This is a genomic window from Ornithinimicrobium cerasi, assembly GCF_003702705.1.
GTDB lineage: Bacteria > Actinomycetota > Actinomycetes > Actinomycetales > Dermatophilaceae > Ornithinicoccus > Ornithinicoccus cerasi.
The window spans coordinates 94630-117728 of the sequence record NZ_QZMN01000004.1 but is presented as its reverse complement, the minus strand read 5'-3'; the positions used below and the strand labels follow the sequence as shown (position 1 = coordinate 117728).

The following is a 23099-nucleotide window of genomic DNA, read 5'->3' as shown; positions in this document are numbered from 1 at the left end:
ACCGCCTGAGATGTCCCTCGTCATGCCCCCGCGTCCGTCCCGCCGCAGCGTCCTGCGGGGATTCGTCGTGGGCGGCGCGGCAGTGCTCCTCGCCGGGTGCGAGAGCCAGGACCCGGCGCGGGACCCCTCCCCGACCGACGGCGTGGTGCCCGACGACCCGCAGACGTGGCCGGACGACAGCCAGCTCCTCATCGCCGCACGGCAGCGCGTGCACCTCAACCTGCTCGCCCTGACCGAGGCCGGCGTCCCCGACAGCGCCGGGGTGCTGGTCGGCCTGTGGGAGACGCAGATCGCGCGGCTGGGCCAGCTGATCACCCTCGGCGGCCTGCCTCTGCCGGAGCTGGTGTCCCCTCCCGTCGGCCAGCGTCCGCTCGACGACGAGGCCGGTCGCTCCGCGACGGGCGACGGAGGCGAGGTCGGGGGCAGCACCGCCACGACCGCCGCACCCGACGACGCCTCCGCGACGACGTCCCCGGGAGCCACGCCCCAGGACGTGGGCCGGTCGCTGCGCGCGCAGGTGCCGGTCCTGGTCCGGGAGGTGGCGACCGCCACCCCGACCAACCTCGCGCTGCTCGTGAGCCTCGCCGCGCAGCAGGCGGACGCGGCCGCCTGGCTCGGGGCGCCGGTCGACTGGGCGCCGCTCGCGGGGCCGGAGGGTGCGCCGGCGGTGCCGGTGCTCGCCGTCACCCGCCCGGCCGTCTTCGGCCTGGAGGTGCTCGCAGCCCGGTCGCAGGACGAGGAGCGGGCCGCCTACGAGGGGATCCTCGAGGAGGTGCGCTCGCTGACCCGGCAGCTGACGACCCTGGCCGGCGCGGCGGCGCCGGTGGCCCCGCTCGGCTACGACCTGCCGGAGCCGCTCGAGACCCCGGACCAGCGGCGCAGCCTCGCGCTCGCCCTGGTCTCCGACATCTCCCCCGCGGGGCTGGGTGCCGCCCAGCGGCTCGTCGGCAGCGCCGACCAGCTCACCGCGGCGCTGCGCATCGTCTCCGACGCGGCCACCTGGACCCGTGAGCTGGGCGGGTCCGCCGAGCCCTTCCCGGGGATGACCCTGCCGTCGTGACGGTGGAGCTGCCCGGGGGCTTCGTCCGCACGGTCCGCCGGTACGTGCCCGACCACGGACCGGACGGTCAGGACGGCGCGGGTGGGCGTGCGGCATACCGACCGGACGGGGAGACCTGGCTGGCCCGCCTGCCAGGACTCATCGACACCTCCCTGGAACGGTGGCGGCTGCGGCAGGACCCCGACCAGCCGGTGCGCTGGGGGGCCACGGCGCTGGTCGTCCCCGTCCTGCGCCCCCACGGCGACCCGGGGATGCTCAAGCTCGGGTGGCCGCACCCGGAGGCGGACGTCGAGCACCTCGCGCTGCGCGCGTGGCGGGGCCGGGGCGCCGTCCGCCTCCTCGCCGCGGAACCCGCCGACGGGGCCCTGCTCCTCGAACGGCTCGACGCCACCCGTGACCTCACCGTCGGACCGGTCGCGGGCACCTGCGAGGCTCTCGGCACCCTCCTGGGCAGGCTCGACCGACCGGGCGCCCCCTGGGCGCCGGCCCTCTCGGACCACCTCCGCAGGCTGTCCGGCCGGATCGCGGTGGCCACCGCCGATCCGGCTGCGGCGCACCAGTTCCCGCGCCGGCTGCTTCTGCACGCGGCCAGTCTCGTCGAGGACCTGCTCCAGGACGGCGGGCTCGACGAGCGTCTCGTCCACACCGACCTGCACCAGTCCAACGTGCTCTGGCGCACCGACCCGGGCGAGTGGGTGGCCATCGACCCCAAGGTCGAGAGCGCCGACCCGCACTGGGCCGTCGCCCCCGCCCTCTGGAACCGGTGGGAGGACGCGCTCGCCGCCCCCGACCTGGGCAGCCACCTCCTGCTGCGCCTCGACCTCGTCTGCGGGGCCGCCGGGCTCGACCGCGACCGGGCACGGGCCATGTCGGTCCTGCGCCTCGTCGACAACGCCCTCGGGGCCCTGCGGGAGCGCCACGAGGACACCGGGGACGAGGTGACCCGGGCGGTGGCGGTGATCAAGGCCATGCAGCGCGGCTGACCCGTCGTCGCCGAGGGCCCCGTGCGAGGGTGTCGCCATGGCACGCAACCGGCTCGCCGCCAGCACCTCGCCCTACCTCCTCCAGCACGCCGACAACCCTGTCGACTGGTGGGAGTGGGGGGAGGACGCCTTCGCGCAGGCTCGTCGGCGGGACGTGCCCGTGCTCCTGTCGGTGGGCTATGCGGCCTGCCACTGGTGCCACGTCATGGCCCACGAGTCGTTCGAGGACGAGGAGGTCGGCGCCGCCGTCAACGCCGACTTCGTCGCGGTCAAGGTCGACCGGGAGGAACGGCCGGACGTCGACGCGGCGTACATGGCCGTGACCACCGCCCTCGCGGGTCACGGCGGGTGGCCGATGACCTGCCTGCTGACGCCCGAGGGGGAACCCTTCTGGGCGGGCACCTACCTGCCCCGGGCCCAGCTCCTCCAGCTGCTCTCGGGCGCGGCGCGCGCCTGGGCGGAGGATCGCGGTCGGCTGCGGGAGGGCGGGGCCCAGATCGTCGAGGCCCTGCGGCAGGCGTCCGCGCCCGCGGTGGCCGGCGATGCGCTCGCCGCCGAGGACCTCGCCGCGGCAGCCCGCGCCCTCGCGGCCGAGCACGACCACCAGTGGGGCGGGTTCGGCGGCGCACCGAAGTTCCCCCCGTCCATGGTGCTGGCGTTCCTGCTGAGGCACGCCGCCCGCACCGGTGACGGGACGGCCCTGTCGATGGTGCGCAGGACGTGCGAGGCGATGGCGCGCTCGGGCACCTACGACCAGCTCGGGGGCGGGTTCGCCCGGTATGCCGTGGACCGCGCCTGGGTGGTCCCGCACTTCGAGAAGATGCTCTACGACAACGCCCTCCTGCTCGGGGTCTACACCGACCTGGCGCGGGCCGACCCCTCCGCGCGGCCCTGGGCGGAGCGCGTCGTGCGCGAGACCGTCGGGTGGCTGCTGCAGGAGATGTGGACCGAGCAGCAGGCCTTCGCCAGCTCCCTGGACGCCGACACCGACGGCGTGGAGGGCCGGACCTACGTGTGGACGCCCGAGGAGCTGGACCTGGCCCTGGGCGAGGAGGACGGTGCCCGTGCGGCGGCGCTGCTCGGGGTGACCCCGGGGGGGACCTTCGAGCACGGCACCTCGACGCTCCAGCTGCGGTCGGACCCCGAGGACCCGGCGTGGTGGGAGGGGGCGCGGGAGCGGCTGCTGCTGCACCGCACGCTGCGCCCCCAGCCCGCTCGGGACGACAAGGTGGTCACCGCCTGGAACGGGCTGGCCGTGGCGGCCCTCGCCCACGCCGGGTGGGTCCTGGACGAGCCGGACTGGGTCGACGTGGCCGCCCGGTGCGCGAGGTTCGTCCTGGACACCCACGTCGTCGACGGGCGGTTGCGGCGCAGCTCGCGGGACGGGAGGGTGGGCACCGCCCTCGCGGTCGCCGAGGACCACGGCGACCTGGTGGAGGGGCTGCTCGCCCTGCACCGCGCGACCGGGGACCCGTCCTGGCTCGAGGAGGCGGGGTCGCTGCTGGACCGGGCGATCGACCTCTTCGGTCAGCCGGACGGCACGTTCGCCGCCACCGGCCACGACGCCGAGACGCTGGTGGTCCGACCGCGTGCCGAGGGCGACAACGCGGAGCCGGGCGGACCGAGCGCCCTGGTGGTGGCGCTGGCGCGCCACGGCGGCCAGGCCGGGGACCCCGCCTCCCTGGACCGCGCCGGCACCGCCCTGCGGGCGATGTCGACCCTCGCCCGCCAGGCGCCCAGGTTCGCCGGCTGGGCCCTGGTCGCGGCCGAGGAGCTCCTCGCCGGACCGGTGGTCGTGCGGCTCTCCCCCGCCGGGGACGGGACCGACGGGACGGACGAGCTCGCGGCGGCCGCACGGCATACCCCGGTGGGTGTCCTCGTCGTCGACGGCGACCCCGCGACGCCGGCGCCCGGGGGGCGACGCGGGGCGATGGTGTGCCGCGGCACGGTCTGCGACCTGCCGACGACCAATGCCGGGGACCTGCCGGGAGCGCGGCTACGCTGACCGGCATGGGAGGACGCCGGACACGTGTGCTCGGCGCGGTGCTGCTGACGCCCCTGGTGCTCGGCTCGTGCGGGGTGCTGGGCGGCGGTGACGACACCGCGGCGGTCACCGCGACGACCCCTCGCCAGCCGGCCGCAGCGACCACCTCCCCCGGGGCCGCCTCGACCGACGCCCCGTCCGAGGACGAGGGTGGAGGTGGTGCCACGCAGACCGACGAGCCGCGGACCGACGACGGGGACGACGGTCCCCTCGAGATCACCCTGGCCGCGACGGGCGACATCCTCACCCACAGCCGGGTCAACGTCACCGCGAACCGCAACGCCGGCGGGGGTGAGGGCGACTACGACTACACGCCCATGTACGCCGAGGTCGCCCCGCTCCTCGGTGCCGCCGACCTGACGCTGTGCCACATGGAGACGCCGCTGTCGCCGGACAACACCAACCTCTCGGTCCCCGACGTGCTCGTCTTCAACACCCCGCACCAGATGGCCGACGCCCTCGCCGGTGCCGGCGTGGACGGTTGCGACTTCGCCTCCAACCACACGATGGACCTGGGCCTCGGCGGGCTCGAGGACACCGAGCAGGTGATCCGCGACGCGGGCATGGGCTACGCCGGTCCGACCGCGCACGAGGACCGCGCCGGCGTGGCGCAGGTCTACGACGTCCCTGCCGACGGCGGCGTGGCGCAGGTGGCGCACCTGGCCTACACCTACACCTACCCCAACTCCGGCACCCCCACCACGAGCATCCCGGGCGAGGCCCCCTGGCTGGTCGCCGCCTCGTGGCCCTCCATCGGCAGCGCCGGCATCCTCGAGCAGGCGGCGACGGCGCGGGAGGAGGGTGCCGACTTCGTCGTGGTGAGCATGCACTGGGGCAACGAGTACCAGTCCGCGCCGACGCCGGAGCAGACGCAGCTCGCCGCCGACCTGCTCGGGTCCGACGCGGTCGACCTCGTGCTCGGCACCCACGTCCACGTCATCCAGCCGTGCGAGCGCATCAACGGCAAGCACGTCGTCTACGGCCTGGGCAACTTCCTGTCCAACCAGTCCCCCGACGTCGCCTCCGGGCTGCTGCCGCAGACGCAGGAGGGGATGGTCGCGCAGTTCACCCTCCGCCGGGACGAGGACGGTGTCGTCACCACCGAGATGACCTACCAGCCGACCAGGGTGGACATCCGGCCCTGGGACCTGGAGACGGGCCCCCACGTCATCCAGCTCGTGACCCCGGAGAACTACCCGCAGACGTGGGAGCGCACGACGACGACCGTCGACAGCCTCGGCGGGTGCGGGGCCGAGCCGGTCCAGCCCTGAGCCCCGCTCAGGGCACGAGCTGCCGCCAGGTGTCGACACCGATCCGGAGGACGAAGGCGGCCAGCACGACGACGAAGAACACCCGCACGAACCGGCTCCCCCGAGCCACCGCGACCCGCGTGCCCAGGTAGCCGCCGAGCACGTTGCACGCGCCCATGAGCAGGCCCACCTGCCAGATCACCGCACCCTGCGGCACGAAGACCACCAGCGCCGCCAGGTTGGTCGCGAAGTTGGCGATCTTGGCCTTGGCGCTGGCCTCGAGGAACCCGTAGCCGAGAGTGCTGACGAGGGCGAAGACGAAGAACGAGCCGGTGCCGGGACCGAGCGCGCCGTCGTAGGAGCCGACGAGGACGCCGATGAGCAGGGTCGCGGCCAGGTGGCGCCGGGGCCGCCGGTGGCCGAAGCGGAGCCGCTGCAGCTGACCCATCGACGGCCTGGCCAGGGTGTACAGCCCCACACCCACGAGGACCACGAGGATGATCGGGTTGAACGCCTCCCTGGTGAGGAGGAAGGCGAGCGAGGCCCCGCCCACGCTCCCGGCGAAGGCCGCGAGGGCCAGCGGCACGGCTGTGCGCAGGTCGGGCCGGATCCGCCGGTAGTAGGTGATCGAGCTCGTGGCGGTCCCCATGATCGACCCGAGCTTGTTGGTCGCGAGCAGCTGGACGGGGCTCGCCCCGGGGAGACCCACCAGCAGCGCCGGCAGCTGGATCAGCCCGCCGCCGCCCACGACCGCGTCCACGAAGCCGGCGGCGAGCCCGGCCAGGGCCAGGAAGGTGAGGACCCCGGGGTCCAGCGTCTCCAGCACCGCAGGTGTGCCGTCAGGCGGGCGGGTGGACGACGACCGGCGCGCCGGTCAGGTGCGCCCCACGGACGTCGGCGACGATCTCGCCGACGGCGCGCTCGACGGGGACCTCGCGGCGCTCGCCGCTGCGCCGGTCCTTGACCTCGACCGTGCCGTCCGCCAGGCCCCTGCCGACGACGACGATGGTCGGCACGCCGAGCAGCTCGGCGTCCTTGAACTTCACGCCCGGGCTGACCTTGGGCCGGTCGTCGTACACCACCTCGAGGCCGGCGGCCTCGAGGTCGGCCACCAGGCCCTCGGCGTGCTCGAAGACCGCCTGGTCCTTGCCGGTGGCGACGACGTGGACGTCGGCCGGGGCCAGCGCCCGCGGCCAGCACAGGCCGATGTCGTCGTGGGTCGCCTCGGCGACGGCCGCGACGGCGCGGGACACGCCCACGCCGTAGGAGCCCATGGTGACGGTGACCAGCTTGCCGTGCTCGTCGAGGACCCTCAGGTCCAGCGCCTCCGCGTACTTGCGGCCGAGCTGGAAGATGTGGCCCATCTCGATGCCGCGGGCCAGGGTCAGCGTGCCGGCGCCGTCCGGGCTGGGGTCGCCCTCGTGGATCTCGGCGGCCTGGATGGTCCCGTCGGCGGTGAAGTCCCGCCCCAGGACGAGGTCGTAGACGTGCTTGCCGTGCTCGTCGGCGCCGGTGACCCAGGCCGACCCCTCGGCGACCGAGGGGTCCAGGAGGTACCTGATGCCCGAGGAGCTGCTCGTCCCGAGCGTCCCGGGGCCGATGTAGCCCTTGACGAGCATCGGGTAGGCCGCGAAGTCCTTGTCCTCGAAGGGCGCCCAGGTGGCCGGGGCGACCTGCGCCTCGAGCCGCTTGGCGTCCACCCCTCGGTCCCCCGGCAGGCCGACGGCGAGCGGCTCGGTGCTCCCGTCGGGGTAGGTGAGGAGGACCACGACGTTCTTCAGGGTGTCGGCGGCCGTCCACGCGCGCCCGTCGGTGCGCGGGTGCAGCGCGTCCGACTGCGCGACGAGCGTCTCGATCGTCGGGCTGTCGGGCGTGTCCTCGACGTGCGCGGCGGGGGTCGCGGCCACGACGTCCGCCGGGACGGGGGGCGCCTGGGGCACGACGACCGCCTCGACGTTGGCGGCATACCCGCTGGCCGCGCAACGCACGAAGGTGTCCTCGCCGACCGGGCTGACCGCGAGGAACTCCTCGCTCGCCGACCCGCCCATCGCGCCGGAGTCGGCATACACGATCACGTAGTCGAAGCCGAGCCGGTCGAAGATGCGCACGTAGGCCTCGCGGTGGCGCTGGTAGGCGGCCTCGAGCCCGGCGTCGTCGACGTCGAAGCTGTAGGAGTCCTTCATGATGAACTCACGGCCGCGCAGCAGCCCCGCGCGGGGGCGCGCCTCGTCGCGGTACTTCGTCTGGATCTGGTAGAGGGTGAGCGGCAGCTCCTTGTAGGAGCTGAACATGTCCTTCACGGCGAGGGTGAACATCTCCTCGTGGGTGGGACCGAGGAGCATGTCCACGCCCTTGCGGTCCTGCAGCCGGAAGAGGTTGGGGCCGTACTCGGTCCACCGGTTCGTGGCCTCGTAGGGCTCGCGGGGCAGCAGCGCCGGGAAGCTCAGCTCCTGGCCGCCGATGGCGTCCATCTCCTCGCGCACGACCGTCTCGACCTTGCGGAGCACCTTCAGGCCGAGCGGCAGCCAGGTGTAGACGCCCGGTGCCGCGCGCCGGACGTAGCCGGCGCGCACGAGCAGCTTGTGCCCGGGCAGCTCGGCGTCGGCCGGGTCCTCGCGCAGGGTCCGCAGGAACAGGGTCGACAGGCGCATGGCCACGGGGATGGTCTCCTCGGCTGGTGGGGGGGAACCGTCGCAGACTACCCGAGCGCCCAGCCGTGGGCGGGCACGACAAGGTCGCCGGAGGCACCGGCGAGGGTGACCTGCTCGTCGGTGAGGTTGAGGCCCAGGGTCAGCCGCTGGTCGTCCTGGCCGCCGACCAGATCGACGGCGGCAGTGAGGTCGGCGACGTCGCGCGCGACGGCCGTGGCCGAGGTGATCCAGGCGTGCGTCCGGCGCAGGTGCACGATCCGCTGGTGCTCCTCGAGGAGCGCCCGCCCGTGGGGCAGCAGCTCGTCGGGGCTGTCGGGGAACGGCGGACGGACGGAGTCGTCACCGCCCGGCTGGTCGAGCTTCTCGCCCGTGAAGCCCTGCTCGTCCCCGGCGTAGACAGAGGGCACCCCGGGCAGCAGCAGCGCGAGCGCGGCGGCCGTCCCGACGTGCCGCGGGTCGGTGAGCTTCGTGGCTATCCGGGTGACGTCGTGGTTGCCGACGAAGGTCTGCGGGCGGAAGGCGGCGCAGAAGTCGGCGTGCCGGGTCAGCGCCCAGGCCAGCTCGTGCAGGTTGCCGTCGTTGAGCGAGCTCCAGACCGCCTTCCACAGCTCGTACTGGGTGACCGAGTGCATACCGGACCGCCGCACGAAGTCGACGTAGTCGCCCTGGATCACCTCACCAAGGATCCAGGCGTCGGGATGCCGCTCACGGACCCGGTCGACGATCGGCCGCCAGGCGTCGGCGCCCGGGGCGAACGCCGCGTCCAGCCGCCAGGCGTCCACGCCCGCGGCGAGCCAGTGGCACATGACGTCGACGACGTAGTCCTGGACCGGGGGGTGGGTCAGGTCGAGCTCGACCAGGTCGAGGTTGCCCTCGAAGCCGCGGGGGTACTCCCCCACCCACCTCAGCCAGGCCCGGTCCTCGGCCGCGGCGTCCGGCGCGAGCGCCCTCCGGACGATCTCGTGGTCCTCCGAGACGTGGTTGAAGACGCCGTCGAAGGCGACCCGCACCCCGCGGTCGCGGGCCTCGCCGAGGAGCCTGCGCAGGTCGGCCTCGTCGCCCAGCCGGGGATCCACGCGATAGTGGTCGAGGGTGTCGTAGCCGTGGCTGGTCGAGGCGAGGACCGGGCCGAGGAGCAGGCCGTTGGCGCCGAGCCGGAGCAGGTAGTCGAGCCAGCCGCCCACCCGGGAGAGGCGGTGCACCACCTCGCCGCCGTCCTCGGCGTGCTGGGCCTTGGTGCGCTCGGCGCCCACGAAGCCGAGGGGGTAGACGTGCCACCAGACGACGGTCTCGACCCAGGCCGGACCGCTCACCACGCTCATCGCCGGGCCGCCAGCTCGGCGACGCCCTCCAGCAGGCGGTCGACCTCCTCCGTCGTCGAGTAGGGCGCCATGCCGACGCGCACACCCCCGGCCGCCCCGAGCCCGAGGCGGTGGCTGAGCTCCCAGGCGTAGAAGTGCGAGGCGGGGGCGTTGACCCCGCGTGCGGCCAGGTGCCGGTGGACGGCTGACGGCTCGACCCCCTCGAGCGTGAACAACAGGGTCGGGGTCCGGTGCAGCGCCCGGGACCACAGCGTGACACCGTCGATGGCGCTCAGCCCGTCCTCGGCCCGCACGCGAAGGGCGTCCTCGTGAGCCTCGACGGCCGCGAAGGCGGCCTCGAGCCTCGTCCTCCGCGACGAGGTCTGCCCGGTCCCGGCGAGGCTCGCGAGGAAGTCGACGGCGGCCGTGGTGCCGGCCAGCAGCTCGTAGGGCAGGGTGCCCAGCTCGAACCGCTCGGGGACCGCGTCGGAGGAGGGCAGCAGCTTGTCCGGCCGCAGGCCCTCCAGGAGGTCCGGGGTGCCGCAGGTGACCCCGAGATGGGGCCCGAAGAACTTGTAGGGGGAGCAGGACAGCAGGTCGGCACCGAGCTCCTCCCGGGACACCGGGGCGTGGGCCGCCAGGTGGACCGCGTCCACGTGGACGAGCGCACCGACGTCGTGCGCCGCCGCCACCATGCCCGGCAGGTCCGGCCTGGTGCCGATGAGGTTGCTGGCCCCGGGGAGCGCCACCAGCCGCGTGCGCTCGGACAGCACCTCCTGGAGCGCGGCGACCGGGAGCTCACCCGTGGCCGGGTCGACCTCGGCCCAGCGCACCGTGGCCCCGACCGACTCCGCAGCCAGGAGCCACGGGCGGACGTTGCCGTCGTGGTCGAGCGACGTGACGACGACCTCGTCGTCCGGTCCCCAGAGGTGGCAGCGGGCCAGCGTGCGCGCCAGGTCCATCGTGTTGGCGGTCATGCTGCGGCCGAAGATGACGGTCGAGGGGTCCGTGCCGAGCAGGTCGGCCATCGCCGACCGGGCCTCCGCCACGGTCTGCTCGGCCAGCCGCTCGGCCGCCGTGACGCTCCCCCGGTTGGCGATCGAGCTGGTGAGGGTCCGGGCGACCGCCTCGGCGACGACGGTCGGGGTCTGCGAGCCGCCGGGGCCGTCGAAGTGCGCCGTCCCGGTCGTCAGGGCGGGGAACTGCGCGCGGACCGCGGCGACGTCGTACCTCATGCGGGCACCCTAGGGCAGCACCGAGTGCCGAGGACGCCGACCCCGCTACCTGCGTGACCGCCGGCCCTCCTGCGGCCCCTACGCTGACCCGCATGATCCTGACCCCCGGCGACCTGCGCCTGATCCGGCACCCCCAGCTGCAGGGCGACCTGCGCTCCTGGACCGACGTGGAGCTGCCCGGCCTGGGCCGCCGGGCGGAGGTCTACGCCTGGCTCCCGCCCGGGTACGACGAGGGTGATGAGCGCCACCCGGTGCTCTACCTGCACGACGGGCACAACGTCTTCCTCGACGAGCGGGCCAACGGCGGGGTGAGCTGGGACGTCGACCGCGCCATGACGCGCCTGGCCCAGGACGGGCTGCCCGCCATCGTGGTCGCCGTCCCCTGCCACCCGACGCTCCGGCACGAGGAGTACACCCAGCACCCTCACCCGGTCTCCGGCGGTGGGCGCGCGGCCGACTACGCGCGCTTCCTCTGCGAGGAGCTCAAGCCCGCGGTCGACGCGACGCTGCGCACCCGCCCCGAGCCGCGACACACGCTCACCGCCGGAAGCTCCCTGGGCGGCGTCGTCAGCGCCTACCTGTGGGCCTCCCGGCAGGACGTCTTCGGCGGCGCCGGGGTCTTCTCGCCGGCGTTCTGGTGGCCGGGGGATCGCGCCCTGGACGAGGTCGCCGCCCAGCTCGCCGTCGGGGGGCTCGAGGGACGCGTTCACGTCGACGTCGGCGGGCTCGAGCAGCCCGGCGACCCGGTGATCAACGGGCTCTACGTCGAGCACGCCGAGCGCCTCGTGGGGATCCTCCGGGACGGGGGGATCCCCGTCCAGTACGTCTTCGACTCGGCGGCCTACCACTTCGAGGACGCCTGGGCGCGGCGGTTCCCCGCCGCGGTGGCCTGGCTGCTGGGCGGGTATGCCGCGGACCCGCCGCCGCACGTCGTGGCCGCCGAGGGGGAGGGCGAGCCGCGGTGACCGTCGGCGCCGGCCCCCGGCATACCTCCTCCCCCGAGGCCCTGCGCACCCGCGCGAACGTGCTCCTGACCCTCACCGCCGCGATCTGGGGGTTCGGGTTCGTCGCACAGAGGCTCGGCGCCGACCACATGGGCGCGATGAGCTTCAACGCGGCGCGGTTCGCGATCGGTGCGGTCTCGCTCCTCCCGCTGCTCTGGTGGTTCGCGCGGCAGCACCGCACCTCCCCCCTGGTGGTGCCCGAGCCGCCCGCCGCGGAGGTGTACGACGAGACCCCCCCGGCGCCGGGGGCGCGGAGGTCGCCGCTGGTGCCGGGGCTGGTCGCCGGGGTGGTCCTGTTCAGCGCGGCCGGCCTGCAGCAGGTGGGGCTGGAGACCACGACGGCGGGCAAGGCGGGGTTCATCACCGGGCTCTACATCGTGCTGGTGCCGGTCCTGGGCCGGCTCCTCGGCCGGCGCGCCACCCCCGCGGTCTGGTTCGGGCTGGTGCTGGCGGTGCCGGGGCTCTACCTCCTGAGCATGACCGAGGGGCTGACGATCGCCACCGGCGACCTGCTCGTGCTCGCCGGGGCGATCTTCTGGGCCGCGCACATCCTGGTCATCGACCACTACGTGCGGACCGTGGACGCCCTGCAGCTGTCCGCGACGCAGTTCGCCGCGTGCGCCCTGCTGTCGGCGGGTGGCGCCCTGCTCGTGGAGGACGTGCCCTTCTCCGGGACCGGGGCCGCCCTCGGTGCGGTCCTCTACGGGGGGCTGGTCGCGGTCGGGGTCGCCTACACGCTGCAGGTCGTCGCGCAGCGGCACGCGCACGCCTCGCACGCCGCCCTGCTGCTCAGCCTCGAGGCGGTGTTCGGCGCGCTCGGCGGGTGGCTGCTGCTGAGCGAGACGATGAGCCCGCGGATGCTGGTCGGCTGCGCCCTGATGATGGCGGGGATCGTGGTGTCGTTGCGCGGGTCGGAGTCGGACGGGGGTCCGGACAGGCCGTGAGACGCGGAGCGGGGCGGGTGGACACCTGGTCCACCCGCCCCGCCCCGACCGTGACGAGCGCTAGCTCGAGGTCGTCACCTGTTCACTCGCTCTCGTGGTGGTCGTGGTCGTGACCGTGGTCGTCGCCACCGAGGGGGCCCGCGAAGGTGTGCTCGGGACCGGCCGGGGCCGGGATCCGGAAGTTGCCCGGGATCTTGGCGCCCCGTACTCCGTTGACGCTCTCGGTCGAGGCCGCGTAGGTGAACACGGCGAACGCCACGGCGTCGGAGTTGACCTCCAGCGCGTGCGGGCTGTAGTTGTCGATCGTGTCGCAGGCCAGGTGGTAGCAGGGGTCGAACTGCGCTCCCGCGGTGCCGCCCCAGATGGACTGCTGCTCCGCGGTCTTGACGACCTCGGCGCCGGTGAACAGACCACCGGAGGGGATGCCGTTGTTGATGAAGGCCTGGTAGTCGCTGCGCCCGCTGAACGCGGAGTCGTCGTACGGCTCGCCGCGCAGCGTGTAGAACTCCTCGAAGGTCTGCTCGATGTCCTCCGAGCCCTCGGGCACGGGCACCGGAGCCACGAAGCTCGACTCGTCGGCGTCGTAGACGCCGAAGTAGTAGTTCGGGGACCCGATCATGTCGAAGTTGAGGTAGAGCGCGATCTCGTCGAGCTCCTCCGGCGTGCGCTGGTCAACCCACTCGGTCGAGCCGATGAGGCCGAGCTCCTCCGCGCCCCACCAGGCGAAACGCACAGTGTTGTGGGGCTTGGACTTGCTCATCTGCTGGGCGACCTCGAGCAGCGCGGCCGAGCCGCTGCCGTTGTCGTTGATGCCCGGACCGGCCGGGACGGAGTCGAGGTGGGCACCGGCCATCACGACGTTGCCGTCGGTCTTGCCGGCCAGCTCGCCGATGACGTTGAACGACTCGGCCTCGAAGAAGTCGACCTTGACCTGCGCCGTCGCGCCCGGCACGGCGAGCGCCTCGCCCGCGGCGAAGGTCGTGCCCACGACGGGGATGCCCACGGTGAACGGGGCGAGCGTCGGGTTGAGTGGTCCGAAGCGGTCGCCGGTCGTGGTGCTGGGGTCACCCTGGTTGAACAGCACGACGGCCTCGGCTCCCTCCGCCTCGGCGTTGAGCGCCTTGGCGGAGAACGGGCAGGTGCCGCGCTGCATCAGGGCGATGTCGTTGGGCCCGGAGAAGTCGAGACCCGCGAAGTCCGCCGGCTCGCAGCCGCTGCTGTTGGCCCGGGGGTCGGCGAGGTTGATGTCGACGGGGATGACGTTGCCCGTCACGTCGCCCTCGCCGGTGCCGAGCGCGTCGAAGGCGATGTAGTCGGCTGTCACAGGCGTGAGCTGGCGCAGCACGACGTCGGCCGCGTCGTAGGTGAACGGCACGACCTCGGCCGACCACCCGGCACCCTCCAGGACCTCGACGACGTAGTCGACGCTGGCCTGGTAGCCGGGGGTCTGGTCGGCCCGGTTGCCGCCGTTCGCGTCGGCGATGGCCTGGAACTCCTCCATGTGCTCGACGACGCCCTCGAGGCGGACGCACTCCAGGAGCTTGTCGTAGGTGTTGTTGGTGCGGTTGTCGCACCCCTTCTGGGCGGGGGCGGCGCCGGAGGGCGCGGCCACGAGGGCCGACCCGACGAGGGCTGCGGCCGCGGCCGTGCCCATCGTGCGCCTGAAGCGCTTACTGCTGGTCATTCGGGGACTCCTTCGTCACTCCACCTGCCGTCCCGGGCGGGAGGGCAGAAGCCCAACGTAGCGCGCTGCACGCCCAGATGTGAGACGGATCACCCGGCCGGTCGTGCGGCCTGACCGTTCAGCCGGTCTCCAGCCCCAGGTAGGCGGCGACGATGGCGTCGTCGGCGAGCAGCTCCGCCCCGGGCCCGGACCTCGCCACCTCGCCCGAGGCGAGCACGTAGCCGTGGTCGGCGGCCCGCAGCGCCCGGCGGGCGTTCTGCTCGACGAGGAGCACGCTCGTCCCGGCGGCCCGGATCTCCTGGATGACCCGGAACACCTCGTCCACGACCTTGGGGGCCAGTCCCATCGACGGCTCGTCGAGGAGCATCAAGGAGGGCTCGGCGACCAGGGCACGCCCGATGGCCAGCATCTGCTGCTCGCCGCCGGACAGGCTGCCGGCCAGCAGCCGGCGTCGTTCCCGCAGCACGGGGAAGCGGTCGTAGACCTCCTCCGTGCGACCGCCCGAGGTGTGCCAGCCACCGAGCTGGAGGTTCTCCTCGATGGTGAGCGAGGCGAGGATCTGACGCCCCTCCGGCACCTGCACCAGCCCCTGACGGACGAGCTTGTGCGCCGGGGTGCGCGTGACGTCCTTGCCCTGGAACGTGACCCGGCCCGACGACGGCCGCACCACACCGGAGACGGCGTTGATGATCGAGGTCTTGCCGGCACCGTTCGCACCCACGAGGGTGACGAGGGCGCCACGAGGGACCGTGAAGCTCACGCCACGGACCGCCTGGACCCGCCCGTAGCTGACGGCGAGGTCCTCGACGGTCAGGATGTCCTCGCTCATCGTGCCTCCTGGGTATGGGGTGTCCCGGGCGGGGAGTCGCCGTCGCTGCCCAGGTAGGCCTCGACGACGGCCGGGTTCTTCAGGATCTCCTCGGGCGTGCCCGTCGCGATGACCTCCCCGAAGTTGAGGACCACGATGCGGTGGCAGGTCTTCATGACCATCCCGACGTTGTGCTCGATGAGCAGGATGGTGAGCCCCTCGTCGGCCAGCGAGGCGATGAGCTCGGACAGGGCGTCGGCCTCGACGTTGTTCATCCCGGCCGCCGGCTCGTCGAGGATGAGCAACGACGGGTCGCTGGCCAGCGCCCGGGCGATCTCCAGGCGCCGCTGGTCGCCGTAGGAGAGCGCGGAGGCGTCCACGGACGAACGGTCGGCCAGACCGACCCGGGCCAGGCAGCCGGCGGCGTGGTCCACGACCACGGCCTCGTCGCGGCGGGCACCGGGCAGCCACAGGAGCCGCCGCAGGAACGTCGGTCGGCTCACCACGTGCGCCCCGACGAGCACGTTCTCCAGCGCGGTCAGCCGGGGGAAGAGCTTGGAGTGCTGGAAGGTGCGGCTGACCCCCGCCCGCGCGATGCGGTGCACCGGCGTCCGGCCGGGGCGGGTGCCCAGCACCTCGAAGGTCCCGGAGGACGCGGGCACGAGCCCGCTGATCATGTTGACGAGCGTGGTCTTGCCCGCTCCGTTGGGCCCGATCAGACCCACGACCTCGCCGGAACCGACGGTCAGGTCGACGTCCCGCACCGCGTGCACGCCGCCGTAGTCCTTGTTGCCGCCCACGATCCTCACGACCGGTTCACCGGCCGCGGCGTGCGTGCGGGCCACCAGCCCCGGGCGGTCGGTCCCGGCGCCGGACGCGGTGGGCCGGGCCCGGACCCGGACCCGGGGCAGGAACGACCCCAGGCCACCGGGAAGGAAGACGATGACCACGAGGAGCAGGGCGCTGGCGATGAACGGCCTGATCCATCCCGCCTCCACCCCGAGGGCACGCTGCACCTCGGGTACCAGGGTGAGGAAGCCGCTGCCCAGCAACGGGCCCAGCCACATGGTCGACCCGCCGACGACCGCGGTGACCAGCCCGTCGATGGCCCGGGTGAAGTCGAAGTCCTCGGGCGCCAGCAGCCGGACGAAGTAGGCCCACAGCACGCCGTACAGCCCGGCGACCGCACCGGCCGTCACGAACGCCGACAGGCGGTGCCGACCGACGTCGATCCCCATCGCCCGGGCGGCCAGCTCGTCCTCGCGGATCGCGGCCAGCGCCCGGCCGTAGCTGCTGGGTCCCTGCCTCCAGAACCAGTAGGCGACGACGGCGAGGGCAACCCAGGCGATCAGCGGGGTGACGACCTTGGGGACGGACATGCCGTTGGCCCCCCCGGTCCACTCCGCGTTGATGAGGAGGATGCGGACGGCCTCGGCGAACCCCAGCGTGGCGATGGCGAGGAAGACGCCGCGCAGGTGCATCGTCGGAAGCCCCAGCAGGACCGCCGCCAGCGCGCCCACGACCATGCCGATGAGGATCGCCACGAGGAGCGCGGGGACGTCGCCGACCTCCGACGGCTCGGGGGCCAGCGCGACCGCAGTGAAGGCACCGAGGGCGCCGAACCCTGCCTGCCCGAGGCTGAGCTGGCCCGCCACCAGGACCGCGTAGAAGGAGAAGGCGAGGATCGCGTTCAGCGCGACGAAGACGAGGACGGCCTGGCTCATCAGACCTCCCGCACCCGGCGGCTGCCGAAGAGTCCTTGCGGGCGCACCACGAGCAGCAGGAAGAGCATCCCGAAGGCCACGAGGTCCCGCCAGCTCGACCCGATGTACTGCACGGCGAACACCTCGGCGAGGCCGAGGAGCAGACCACCGACGAGCGCCCCCGGCAGGGAGCCCATGCCCCCGACGATGATGACTGCCAACCCCTTGAGCTCGATGGCGGCCCCCATGCCCAGCTGGGCGGAGTTGACGTTCATCGCGAACAGGGCACCGGCCACCGCACCCAGGGCCGAGGACAGGGCGAAGGTGGTGGCCGTGACCCGGTCGACGTCGATGCCCAGGACGGTGGCCGCGCGGGGGTTCTCGGCCACGGCGCGCATCGCCCGTCCGAGCCGGGTGCGCGCGACGAGCCAGGTGAGCCCGACCATGAGCAGGATCGAGATGGCCAGGATCGCCACCTGCAGCAGGGTCACGCGCGCCCCGGCCACCTCGAAGGTGGTGGCCGGGAAGGCGTCCGCCGGGAACCGCCTGGTGTCGGGGCCGTAGCGCCACAGGAGGAGGGCGATGATCATCCCGGCCAGGCCGATCGAGGAGATCAGCCCGGCGAAGTGCGCGTCCGGTCTTCCCCGGAGCGGTCGGAACGCCACCCGTTCGATCACCAGGCCCAGCAGTGCGCCGATCCCGGCGACGAGGGGGATCGCCAGCCAGATGGACACACCGCCCAGCGTGACCAGCTCGATGCCGATGAACGCGGCCGCGGCGAAGACCGCCGGATGGGCCAGGTTGAGCCGGTCCAGGATGCCGAACACGAGGGTGAAACCGATCGCGAACAGCGCGTAGATGGAGCCGAGGAAGACCCCGTTCAGGAGCTGCTGCATCAGTCGAGCACGGTGAAGGAGCCGTTCTCGACCACCTGGACCACGGCCTCGTGCTCGGCGTCACGCTCGGCATTGATGGACAGGGTGCCGAGGACGGTGTCGACGTCCGCGATGCCGGCCAGGCCGGCCTTGATGTCCTCGCGCTCACCCGAGCAGCCGGCGCGCACCGCTGCGTCGATGACCTTCAGGCCGGTGTAGGCCTGCGCCGCGAACTGGTCCGGCTGGGCGCCGTGCTCGGCCTCGAAAGCCTCGATAAAGGCGGTGTTGAGCTCGCCCTCGGAGGAGGAGTTCCAGGCGGCCCCGACGACGACTCCCTCGGCGGCGTCACCACCGTCGGCCATCAGCTTGGGGTTGTTGAAGCCGTTGCCGCCGATGATCGGCACGTCGATGCCGAGCTCGCGTGCCTGCGTGACCAGCGGGATCGCCGCCTCGATCAGCCCGGACACCACCAGCGCGTCCGGCTCGGCAGCCTTGGCCTCGGTGAGCAGGGCCCGGAAGTCGGTGTCGGCCTTGGAGAAGGTGAGGGTCTCGGACACGGTGACACCCTCCTCCTCCAGCGCGCTGGAGAAGACCTCGTAGCCGGACTCGGTGAACGCGTCGTCGTTGGAGTACATGACCACGACGTCCTCGAGACCGTAGGCCTCGGTGGCCTTGGCCACGGTCTGCGGGATGACCTGGGCCTCGGTGAGGGAGACACGGAAGATGTAGTCACCCTGGGCGGTGATGCCCGCGGCGGTGTTGGAGATGGCCAGCACCGGCACCCCCGCCTCCTGGGCGATCGGCTGGGCCTGGAAGGCCCCGTTGGACAGCGTGGGTCCGATGACCACCGAGCTGTCCTCGGTGAGCTGCTCGAAGACGGTGATGCCCTGTCGCGGATCGGTCTGGTCGTCCTCGATCACGAGGTCGTAGGTGACCCCGCCGACCTCGGCGAGCTCGGCGGCGGCCAGCTCCAGCCCCTTCTGCTGGGACTCGCCGTAGGACGCGGCGGCACCGGTCAGCGACAGCGCGGCCCCGACCGGGACCGGCTCCTCGATGGTGCAGTCCTCGCCGGTGCCGGTGCCGGTCAGGCCGCCGGCCTCCCCTCCGGTGGCCCCTCCACCGGCGTCCCCGCCGGCGTCGCCGCCGTCCTCACCCCCGCAGGCGGTGAGGGCGAGGGCCAGGGCGCTGCTGACGGCGAGGGCGGTGACGGTGCTGCGGTTCATGCGTTCCTCCGGGTGGTGGTGTCGTGCATCTGCGGTGTCGTGGGAGCGTGCCGCCGACTGGCGTGCTCCGGGGTGAGGTCGGCCGTCCGGGTCACCCCGAGGAGCCTCAGGGTGCGGTGGACCTGGCTGACGAGGATCTCCAGGGCGCGGTCGACGCCGGCCTCGCCCCCGGCCATCAGGCCGTAGAGGTAGGCCCGCCCGACCATGACGGCGTCGGCGCCGCGGGCGACGGCCGCGACGACGTCGGCGCCGTTCAGCACCCCGCCGTCGAGCAGCAGCGGCACGTCCGGCCCGACGGCTGCGCGGATCTCCGGGAGGAGGTCCAGCGGCGCGACGGCTCGGTCGAGCTGGCGGCCACCGTGGTTGGAGATCACCAGGCCGTCGACCCCCAGCTCGACCAGCTCCGTGGCGTCCTCGCGGTGCTGGACCCCCTTCACGACGATCCTGCCCGCCCACTCCTCCCGCAACCAGGCCAGGTCGGCCATCGTCAGCGCGGGGTCGAACATCCGGTCGACGAGGTCGGCGACGGTGCCGCCGGAGGAGCGCAGGGAGGCGAACTCGATCGGCTCGCTCGTGAGGAGGTCGCCCCACCACCGGGGGTGGAGCGCCATCCCGGCCAGGGTCCGCGCGGTCAGCGCGGGTGGGATCGTCAGCCCGTTGCGGACGTCCCGCAGGCGCTGGCCCGCGACCGCCGTGTCGACGGTCAGGACCAGCGTGCCGAAGCCCGCGGCCCCGGCCCTGCGCACCAGCTCGCGCGAGGCCGCCCGGTCGCGCCAGAGGTAGAGCTGGAACCACCGCTGCACGTCGGGGACGTCGGTGGCCAGGTCCTCCACGGACACCGTGCCCATCGTGGAGAGGGTGAAGGGCACCCCCGCACGGGCGGCGGCGCGGGCGACGGCCCACTCCCCCTGCGTGTGCATCATCCGGGTGAACCCGGTCGGCGCGAGCAGGACCGGGACCGGGCTGGTGACACCCAGGATCGAGACCCCGGCATCGACGCGGCTCACGTCACGCAGGACCCGCGGCCGGAACTCCACCTCGGCGAAGGCCTGCCGGGAACGCGCCAGCGACAGCTCGCTCTCGGCCGCGCCGTCGACGTAGTCGAAGACCGCCCGCGGCGTGCGCCGTCGGGCCAGGGCGCGCAGGTCCTCGATCGTGGCGGCGCGGGCGAGGGCCGCTGCGGCCGGACGCAGGCTGGGCGCCCTCAGCTGCACGAGCGGACGGAGCTCGGACCAGGAGGGGACGCGTCGACTCAGCGGTGACACGGGACCTCCTCGTCGACGAGCTGCATACCTATGCATAGTCCTGGAAGACCAGCGACGCCACCCTAACGGCCGCCCGACGCGTCCCGGACCATCGTGTGATGGGGTGTCGGGCATGACCGACCCTGCACCGACCCCCGCCGACCCCCGCCTGTGGCTCGAGGACGTCGAGTCCGCGCAGGCGCTGGCCTGGGTGGCGACGCGCAGCCGCGCCACCGAGGAGCAGCTGCAGTCCGAGGCCCTGTACCCGGTCCTTCACGACGGCATCCGGGAGGCCCTCGAGGCCAGCGACCGCATCCCCCTCGTCCAGCAGGTGGGCGACCACCTCTACGGCTTCTGGACCGACGCCGAGCACCCCCGCGGGCTCTGGCGTCGCACGACCTGGGGCTCCTACCGCTCGCCGGAGCCCGCGTGGGAGGTGCTCCTGGACCTCGACGCGCTCGGCGAGGAAAAGGGGGTGCCATGGGTCTGGCAGGGCGCCAGCGTCCTGCGCGCGGGTCTGGACCGCGCGCTCGTGCACCTGTCGCGCGGGGGGTCCGACGCGGGCACCACGCGCGAGCTCGACCTGACGACCCTCGACTGGGTGCCTGCCCCGGAGGGCTTCGTCAAGGGGGAGGCGAAGGGTCGCCTCACCTGGCTCGACCGGGACGCGGTGTGGCTCACCACCGCGGACGACCCCACCGGGCCGACGCGGTCGGGCTACCCGCGGACCGTCCGGCTCTGGCGCCGCGGGACGCCGGTGACGGAGGCTGCGCCCGTGCACACGGTCGACGAGGACGACCTGGGGCTCTTCGTGCAGCACGACCAGCGGAGCGGGCGCACCGTGCTGCACCGGGCGATCGCCTTCTACGACGAGCAGGTCCTCGTCATGCAGGAGGAGGGGCCCGTCGCGCTCCCGGTGCCCCGCACCGCCGACGCCGACGTCCACGGGGATCACGTCACCCTCCGGCTGCGGCACGACCACGAGGGTCATCCCGCGGGCTCCCTCCTCGTGGCGCCCCTCGACGAGGTGCTGGCAGGGCGGCCGACCTGGACCCCGGTGTTCACGCCGGACGAGCGGAGCGCGCTGGTCGACGTGACCTGGACCATGTCCTCCCTCGTCACGACCGTGCTCGTGGACGTGCGGCATACCGTGCACGTGCACACGCCGACCCCCGACGGGGGGTGGGTCGGCGAGGAGGTGACGGGCGCCCTGGGCCACGGCCTGCAGACGGTCAGCGTCTCCGCGGTGGACGACCACGAGAGCGAGGACCTGTGGCTGGTGACCACGGGGTTCCTCGAGCCGATGACCCTCTCGGTCGCCCGCACGGGTGGCGGGGGGCTGAGCGTGGACCGCCTGCGCAGCGCCCCCCACCGCTTCGACGCCGAGGGTCTGACGGTCAGCCAGCACTGGGCGACGTCGGCGGACGGCACGCGGGTGCCCTACTGGCAGGTCGGCCCGGAGGTGCTCCCGCCGGACGGGACCACCCCGACCGTGCTGCACGGCTACGGCGGCTTCGAGCACGCCCTCACCCCGGCCTACGACCCGGTCGTCGGCCGGTCCTGGCTGGCCCACGGGCACGTGCACGTCGTCGCCGGCATCCGGGGCGGCGGGGAGTTCGGGCCTCGCTGGCACCAGGCTGCGCTCCGCGAGCGGCGTCCGCGCGCCTACGAGGACTTCGTCGCGGTGGCCCGCGACCTCGTCACGCGGGGGGTGACCTCCGTCGCGCGGCTCGGGTGCACCGGGCGCTCCAACGGCGGACTGCTGGTCGGCGCCATGCTCACCCTCTACCCGGAGGACTTCGGGGCGGTCGTGTGCCAGGTGCCGCTGCTGGACATGAGCCGCTACCACCGGCTGCTCGCCGGGGCGTCGTGGATGGCCGAGTACGGCGACCCCGACGACCCCGACCAGTGGGCCTGGTTGTCCACCTTCTCCCCCTACCACCGGCTCGACCCCCTGCGTCCGACACCGCCGACGTACCTGGCGACCTCCACCCGGGACGACCGGGTCCACCCCGGTCACGCGCGCAAGATGGCGGCGCTGCTGGAGGAGCTCGGCCGGGACGTCACCTACTGGGAGAACACCGAGGGCGGCCACGGTGGCGCCAGCACCGCCGACCAGTGGGCGACGTGGCACGCCCTCGCGTGGGCGTTCCTGCACGCCCGGCTCGCGGGCCGACCGGCCGAGGGACCGGGCGAGGGCTGACCGGCCAGCTGCGCCCGCGCCCTGGTCAGAGGAGGACGGTCGCGAAGGTGCCGGTCTGCACGAAGCCCACCCGTCGGTAGGTGGCCACCGCGGGGGCGTTGAAGTCGTTGACGTAGAGCGTGACGACCGGGGCGACGTGGGCCAGCGCGTGCTCCACGACCGCCGCCATCGCGGGGACGGCCACGCCCTGCCCGCGCCAGCGCGGGTGCACCCACACCCCCTGCACCTGGGCGACACCGAGGGCGACCGAGCCGAGGTCAGCCTTGAAGACGACCTCGTCGTCCTCCACCCGCACCAGGCAGTGACCACGCCGGATCAGGCCGTCCACCCCCTGCCGGTATGCCGTGCCGCTCCCCCGGAACGGCGGGTAGCCGATCTCCTCGGTGAACATCGCGCTCGCCGCGGGTGTGACGAGGTCCAGCTCGTCCGGACGGGCCGGGCGCACGGCGGGGTCCACAGGGATCCCGAGCACGGACGGGCGTTCGGACATGGTCATGACGAGCTGGTTCGCGCGCACCTCCCGGGCCGGCCCCCACTGCCGACCGAGCCGGTCCCACAGCTCGAGCACCTGGTCGGCCGGGCCGAAGAGGGAGCTCGCCCAGGTGCGCCTCCTGGCGACCTTGGTGGCGAGGGCGGCGAGGGCGCGGCTGCTGGCCTCGACGGGCACGACGTTCGCGGCGCACCAGCACAGGGCTCGCTGCCCGTCGGCGTCGTAGGCGAAGAGCGGCCCACGCGTGCCGGCGAGGCCGCTCTCGACGATGCGGGCGGCGACGAAGACGTTCGTGACGGGGTCCTGGGCGCAGATCTCCAGGGCCTCGTCGACGTCCTGCATGCCGAGGGCGCGTACGGCACCCCGGCTGCGCAGCATGGGGTCAGCCTCCTACACG

General features: G+C 73.6%; 18 protein-coding genes. 7 read left to right on the top strand and 11 right to left on the bottom strand.

Annotation, left to right across the window (positions count from 1 at the left end; genetic code table 11):
• Positions 1-22: 22 nt before the first annotated feature.
• From D4B81_RS05905 to D4B81_RS05890, 4 genes are read left to right on the top strand one after another with little or no spacing between them, the layout of a single operon-like run.
• Positions 23-1060 carry a ferritin family protein gene (locus D4B81_RS05905; protein ID WP_161965006.1) on the top strand — a complete coding sequence of 346 codons (1038 nt, stop codon included), beginning with the start codon at positions 23-25 and terminating at the stop codon, positions 1058-1060.
• Positions 1057-2043: an aminoglycoside phosphotransferase family protein gene (locus D4B81_RS05900; RefSeq protein ID WP_122261541.1), complete on the top strand. Its 987-nt coding sequence runs from the start codon at positions 1057-1059 to the stop codon at positions 2041-2043. Before D4B81_RS05905 ends, D4B81_RS05900 begins: the two co-directional genes overlap by 4 nt.
• Before the next feature lie 37 nt (positions 2044-2080).
• Complete coding sequence (locus D4B81_RS05895; protein ID WP_122261540.1) at positions 2081-4048, top strand: thioredoxin domain-containing protein; 1968 nt, start codon at positions 2081-2083, stop codon at positions 4046-4048.
• A 5-nt stretch (positions 4049-4053) separates the two neighbouring features.
• Positions 4054-5358, top strand: coding sequence for a CapA family protein (locus tag D4B81_RS05890; protein ID WP_122261539.1), 1305 nt, complete (start codon positions 4054-4056; stop codon positions 5356-5358).
• 7 nt (positions 5359-5365) lie between these two features.
• Here the strand turns inward: D4B81_RS05890 and D4B81_RS05885 are convergent, their stop codons facing one another.
• Genes D4B81_RS05885 through D4B81_RS05870 form a run of 4 tightly spaced genes read right to left on the bottom strand, consistent with a single transcriptional unit; the run spans position 5366 to position 10524 of the window.
• Positions 5366-6163, bottom strand: a complete 798-nt coding sequence (locus D4B81_RS05885) for a TSUP family transporter (protein ID WP_122261538.1) — start codon at positions 6161-6163, stop codon at positions 5366-5368.
• A gap of 13 nt (positions 6164-6176) precedes the next feature.
• The gene (locus D4B81_RS05880) at positions 6177-7988 is read right to left on the bottom strand and encodes a proline--tRNA ligase (RefSeq protein WP_122261665.1); all 1812 of its coding nucleotides are present in this window, start codon (positions 7986-7988) and stop codon (positions 6177-6179) included.
• A gap of 47 nt (positions 7989-8035) precedes the next feature.
• On the bottom strand, positions 8036-9310 hold the full coding sequence (locus D4B81_RS05875) for an alpha-amylase family glycosyl hydrolase (protein ID WP_122261537.1): 1275 nt from the start codon (positions 9308-9310) through the stop codon (positions 8036-8038).
• Positions 9307-10524: a cysteine desulfurase-like protein gene (locus D4B81_RS05870; RefSeq protein ID WP_122261536.1), complete on the bottom strand. Its 1218-nt coding sequence runs from the start codon at positions 10522-10524 to the stop codon at positions 9307-9309. Before D4B81_RS05870 ends, D4B81_RS05875 begins: the two co-directional genes overlap by 4 nt.
• 92 nt (positions 10525-10616) lie before the next feature.
• Between D4B81_RS05870 and D4B81_RS05865 the strand changes: the two genes are divergently transcribed.
• Positions 10617-11489, top strand: a complete 873-nt coding sequence (locus tag D4B81_RS05865) for an alpha/beta hydrolase (protein WP_122261535.1) — start codon at positions 10617-10619, stop codon at positions 11487-11489.
• On the top strand, positions 11486-12472 hold the full coding sequence (locus D4B81_RS05860) for a DMT family transporter (protein ID WP_202613591.1): 987 nt from the start codon (positions 11486-11488) through the stop codon (positions 12470-12472). Before D4B81_RS05865 ends, D4B81_RS05860 begins: the two co-directional genes overlap by 4 nt.
• Before the next feature lie 82 nt (positions 12473-12554).
• Here D4B81_RS05860 and D4B81_RS05855 read toward each other — a convergent pair whose 3' ends face one another.
• The 6 genes from D4B81_RS05855 to D4B81_RS05830 all read right to left on the bottom strand — a co-directional run bounded on the left by D4B81_RS05855 (position 12555) and on the right by D4B81_RS05830 (position 20030).
• Entirely contained in the window at positions 12555-14156 is a 1602-nt protein-coding gene (locus D4B81_RS05855; protein ID WP_122261534.1) for a M20/M25/M40 family metallo-hydrolase, read from the bottom strand.
• A 118-nt stretch (positions 14157-14274) separates the two neighbouring features.
• Positions 14275-14985 (bottom strand): ABC transporter ATP-binding protein, encoded by a 711-nt coding sequence (locus D4B81_RS05850; protein ID WP_122261533.1) that lies wholly within the window; start codon positions 14983-14985, stop codon positions 14275-14277.
• Positions 14982-16688 (bottom strand): branched-chain amino acid ABC transporter ATP-binding protein/permease, encoded by a 1707-nt coding sequence (locus D4B81_RS05845; RefSeq protein ID WP_237565843.1) that lies wholly within the window; start codon positions 16686-16688, stop codon positions 14982-14984. The genes D4B81_RS05850 and D4B81_RS05845 overlap by 4 nt, the downstream gene beginning before the upstream one ends.
• Positions 16688-17563: a branched-chain amino acid ABC transporter permease gene (locus D4B81_RS05840; protein WP_122261532.1), complete on the bottom strand. Its 876-nt coding sequence runs from the start codon at positions 17561-17563 to the stop codon at positions 16688-16690. The genes D4B81_RS05845 and D4B81_RS05840 overlap by 1 nt, the downstream gene beginning before the upstream one ends.
• Complete coding sequence (locus D4B81_RS05835; RefSeq protein ID WP_122261531.1) at positions 17563-18765, bottom strand: ABC transporter substrate-binding protein; 1203 nt, start codon at positions 18763-18765, stop codon at positions 17563-17565. The genes D4B81_RS05840 and D4B81_RS05835 overlap by 1 nt, the downstream gene beginning before the upstream one ends.
• Entirely contained in the window at positions 18762-20030 is a 1269-nt protein-coding gene (locus D4B81_RS05830; RefSeq protein WP_272914058.1) for an alpha-hydroxy acid oxidase, read from the bottom strand. Before D4B81_RS05830 ends, D4B81_RS05835 begins: the two co-directional genes overlap by 4 nt.
• A gap of 112 nt (positions 20031-20142) precedes the next feature.
• Between D4B81_RS05830 and D4B81_RS05825 the strand changes: the two genes are divergently transcribed.
• Positions 20143-22212 carry a prolyl oligopeptidase family serine peptidase gene (locus D4B81_RS05825; protein WP_122261529.1) on the top strand — a complete coding sequence of 690 codons (2070 nt, stop codon included), beginning with the start codon at positions 20143-20145 and terminating at the stop codon, positions 22210-22212.
• Between the two features lie 25 nt (positions 22213-22237).
• Here the strand turns inward: D4B81_RS05825 and D4B81_RS05820 are convergent, their stop codons facing one another.
• Positions 22238-23080 carry a GNAT family N-acetyltransferase gene (locus D4B81_RS05820; protein ID WP_122261528.1) on the bottom strand — a complete coding sequence of 281 codons (843 nt, stop codon included), beginning with the start codon at positions 23078-23080 and terminating at the stop codon, positions 22238-22240.
• Between the last annotated feature and the right edge of the window lie 19 nt (positions 23081-23099).

What these genes read in the sequence shown, in the direction of transcription:
- D4B81_RS05875 (WP_122261537.1), bottom strand. Translation starts at nt 9,310, where the DNA reads ATGAGCGTGGTGAGCGGTCCGGCCTGGGTCGAGACCGTCGTCTGGTGG.
- D4B81_RS05870 (WP_122261536.1), bottom strand. Translation starts at nt 10,524, where the DNA reads ATGAGGTACGACGTCGCCGCGGTCCGCGCGCAGTTCCCCGCCCTGACG.
- D4B81_RS05850 (WP_122261533.1), bottom strand. Translation starts at nt 14,985, where the DNA reads ATGAGCGAGGACATCCTGACCGTCGAGGACCTCGCCGTCAGCTACGGG.
- D4B81_RS05845 (WP_237565843.1), bottom strand. Translation starts at nt 16,688, where the DNA reads ATGAGCCAGGCCGTCCTCGTCTTCGTCGCGCTGAACGCGATCCTCGCC.
- D4B81_RS05825 (WP_122261529.1), top strand. Translation starts at nt 20,143, where the DNA reads ATGACCGACCCTGCACCGACCCCCGCCGACCCCCGCCTGTGGCTCGAG.
- D4B81_RS05835 (WP_122261531.1), bottom strand. Translation starts at nt 18,765, where the DNA reads ATGAACCGCAGCACCGTCACCGCCCTCGCCGTCAGCAGCGCCCTGGCC.
- D4B81_RS05880 (WP_122261665.1), bottom strand. Translation starts at nt 7,988, where the DNA reads ATGCGCCTGTCGACCCTGTTCCTGCGGACCCTGCGCGAGGACCCGGCC.
- D4B81_RS05820 (WP_122261528.1), bottom strand. Translation starts at nt 23,080, where the DNA reads ATGCTGCGCAGCCGGGGTGCCGTACGCGCCCTCGGCATGCAGGACGTC.
- D4B81_RS05890 (WP_122261539.1), top strand. Translation starts at nt 4,054, where the DNA reads ATGGGAGGACGCCGGACACGTGTGCTCGGCGCGGTGCTGCTGACGCCC.
- D4B81_RS05855 (WP_122261534.1), bottom strand. Translation starts at nt 14,156, where the DNA reads ATGACCAGCAGTAAGCGCTTCAGGCGCACGATGGGCACGGCCGCGGCC.
- D4B81_RS05865 (WP_122261535.1), top strand. Translation starts at nt 10,617, where the DNA reads ATGATCCTGACCCCCGGCGACCTGCGCCTGATCCGGCACCCCCAGCTG.
- D4B81_RS05895 (WP_122261540.1), top strand. Translation starts at nt 2,081, where the DNA reads ATGGCACGCAACCGGCTCGCCGCCAGCACCTCGCCCTACCTCCTCCAG.
- D4B81_RS05905 (WP_161965006.1), top strand. Translation starts at nt 23, where the DNA reads ATGCCCCCGCGTCCGTCCCGCCGCAGCGTCCTGCGGGGATTCGTCGTG.
- D4B81_RS05840 (WP_122261532.1), bottom strand. Translation starts at nt 17,563, where the DNA reads ATGCAGCAGCTCCTGAACGGGGTCTTCCTCGGCTCCATCTACGCGCTG.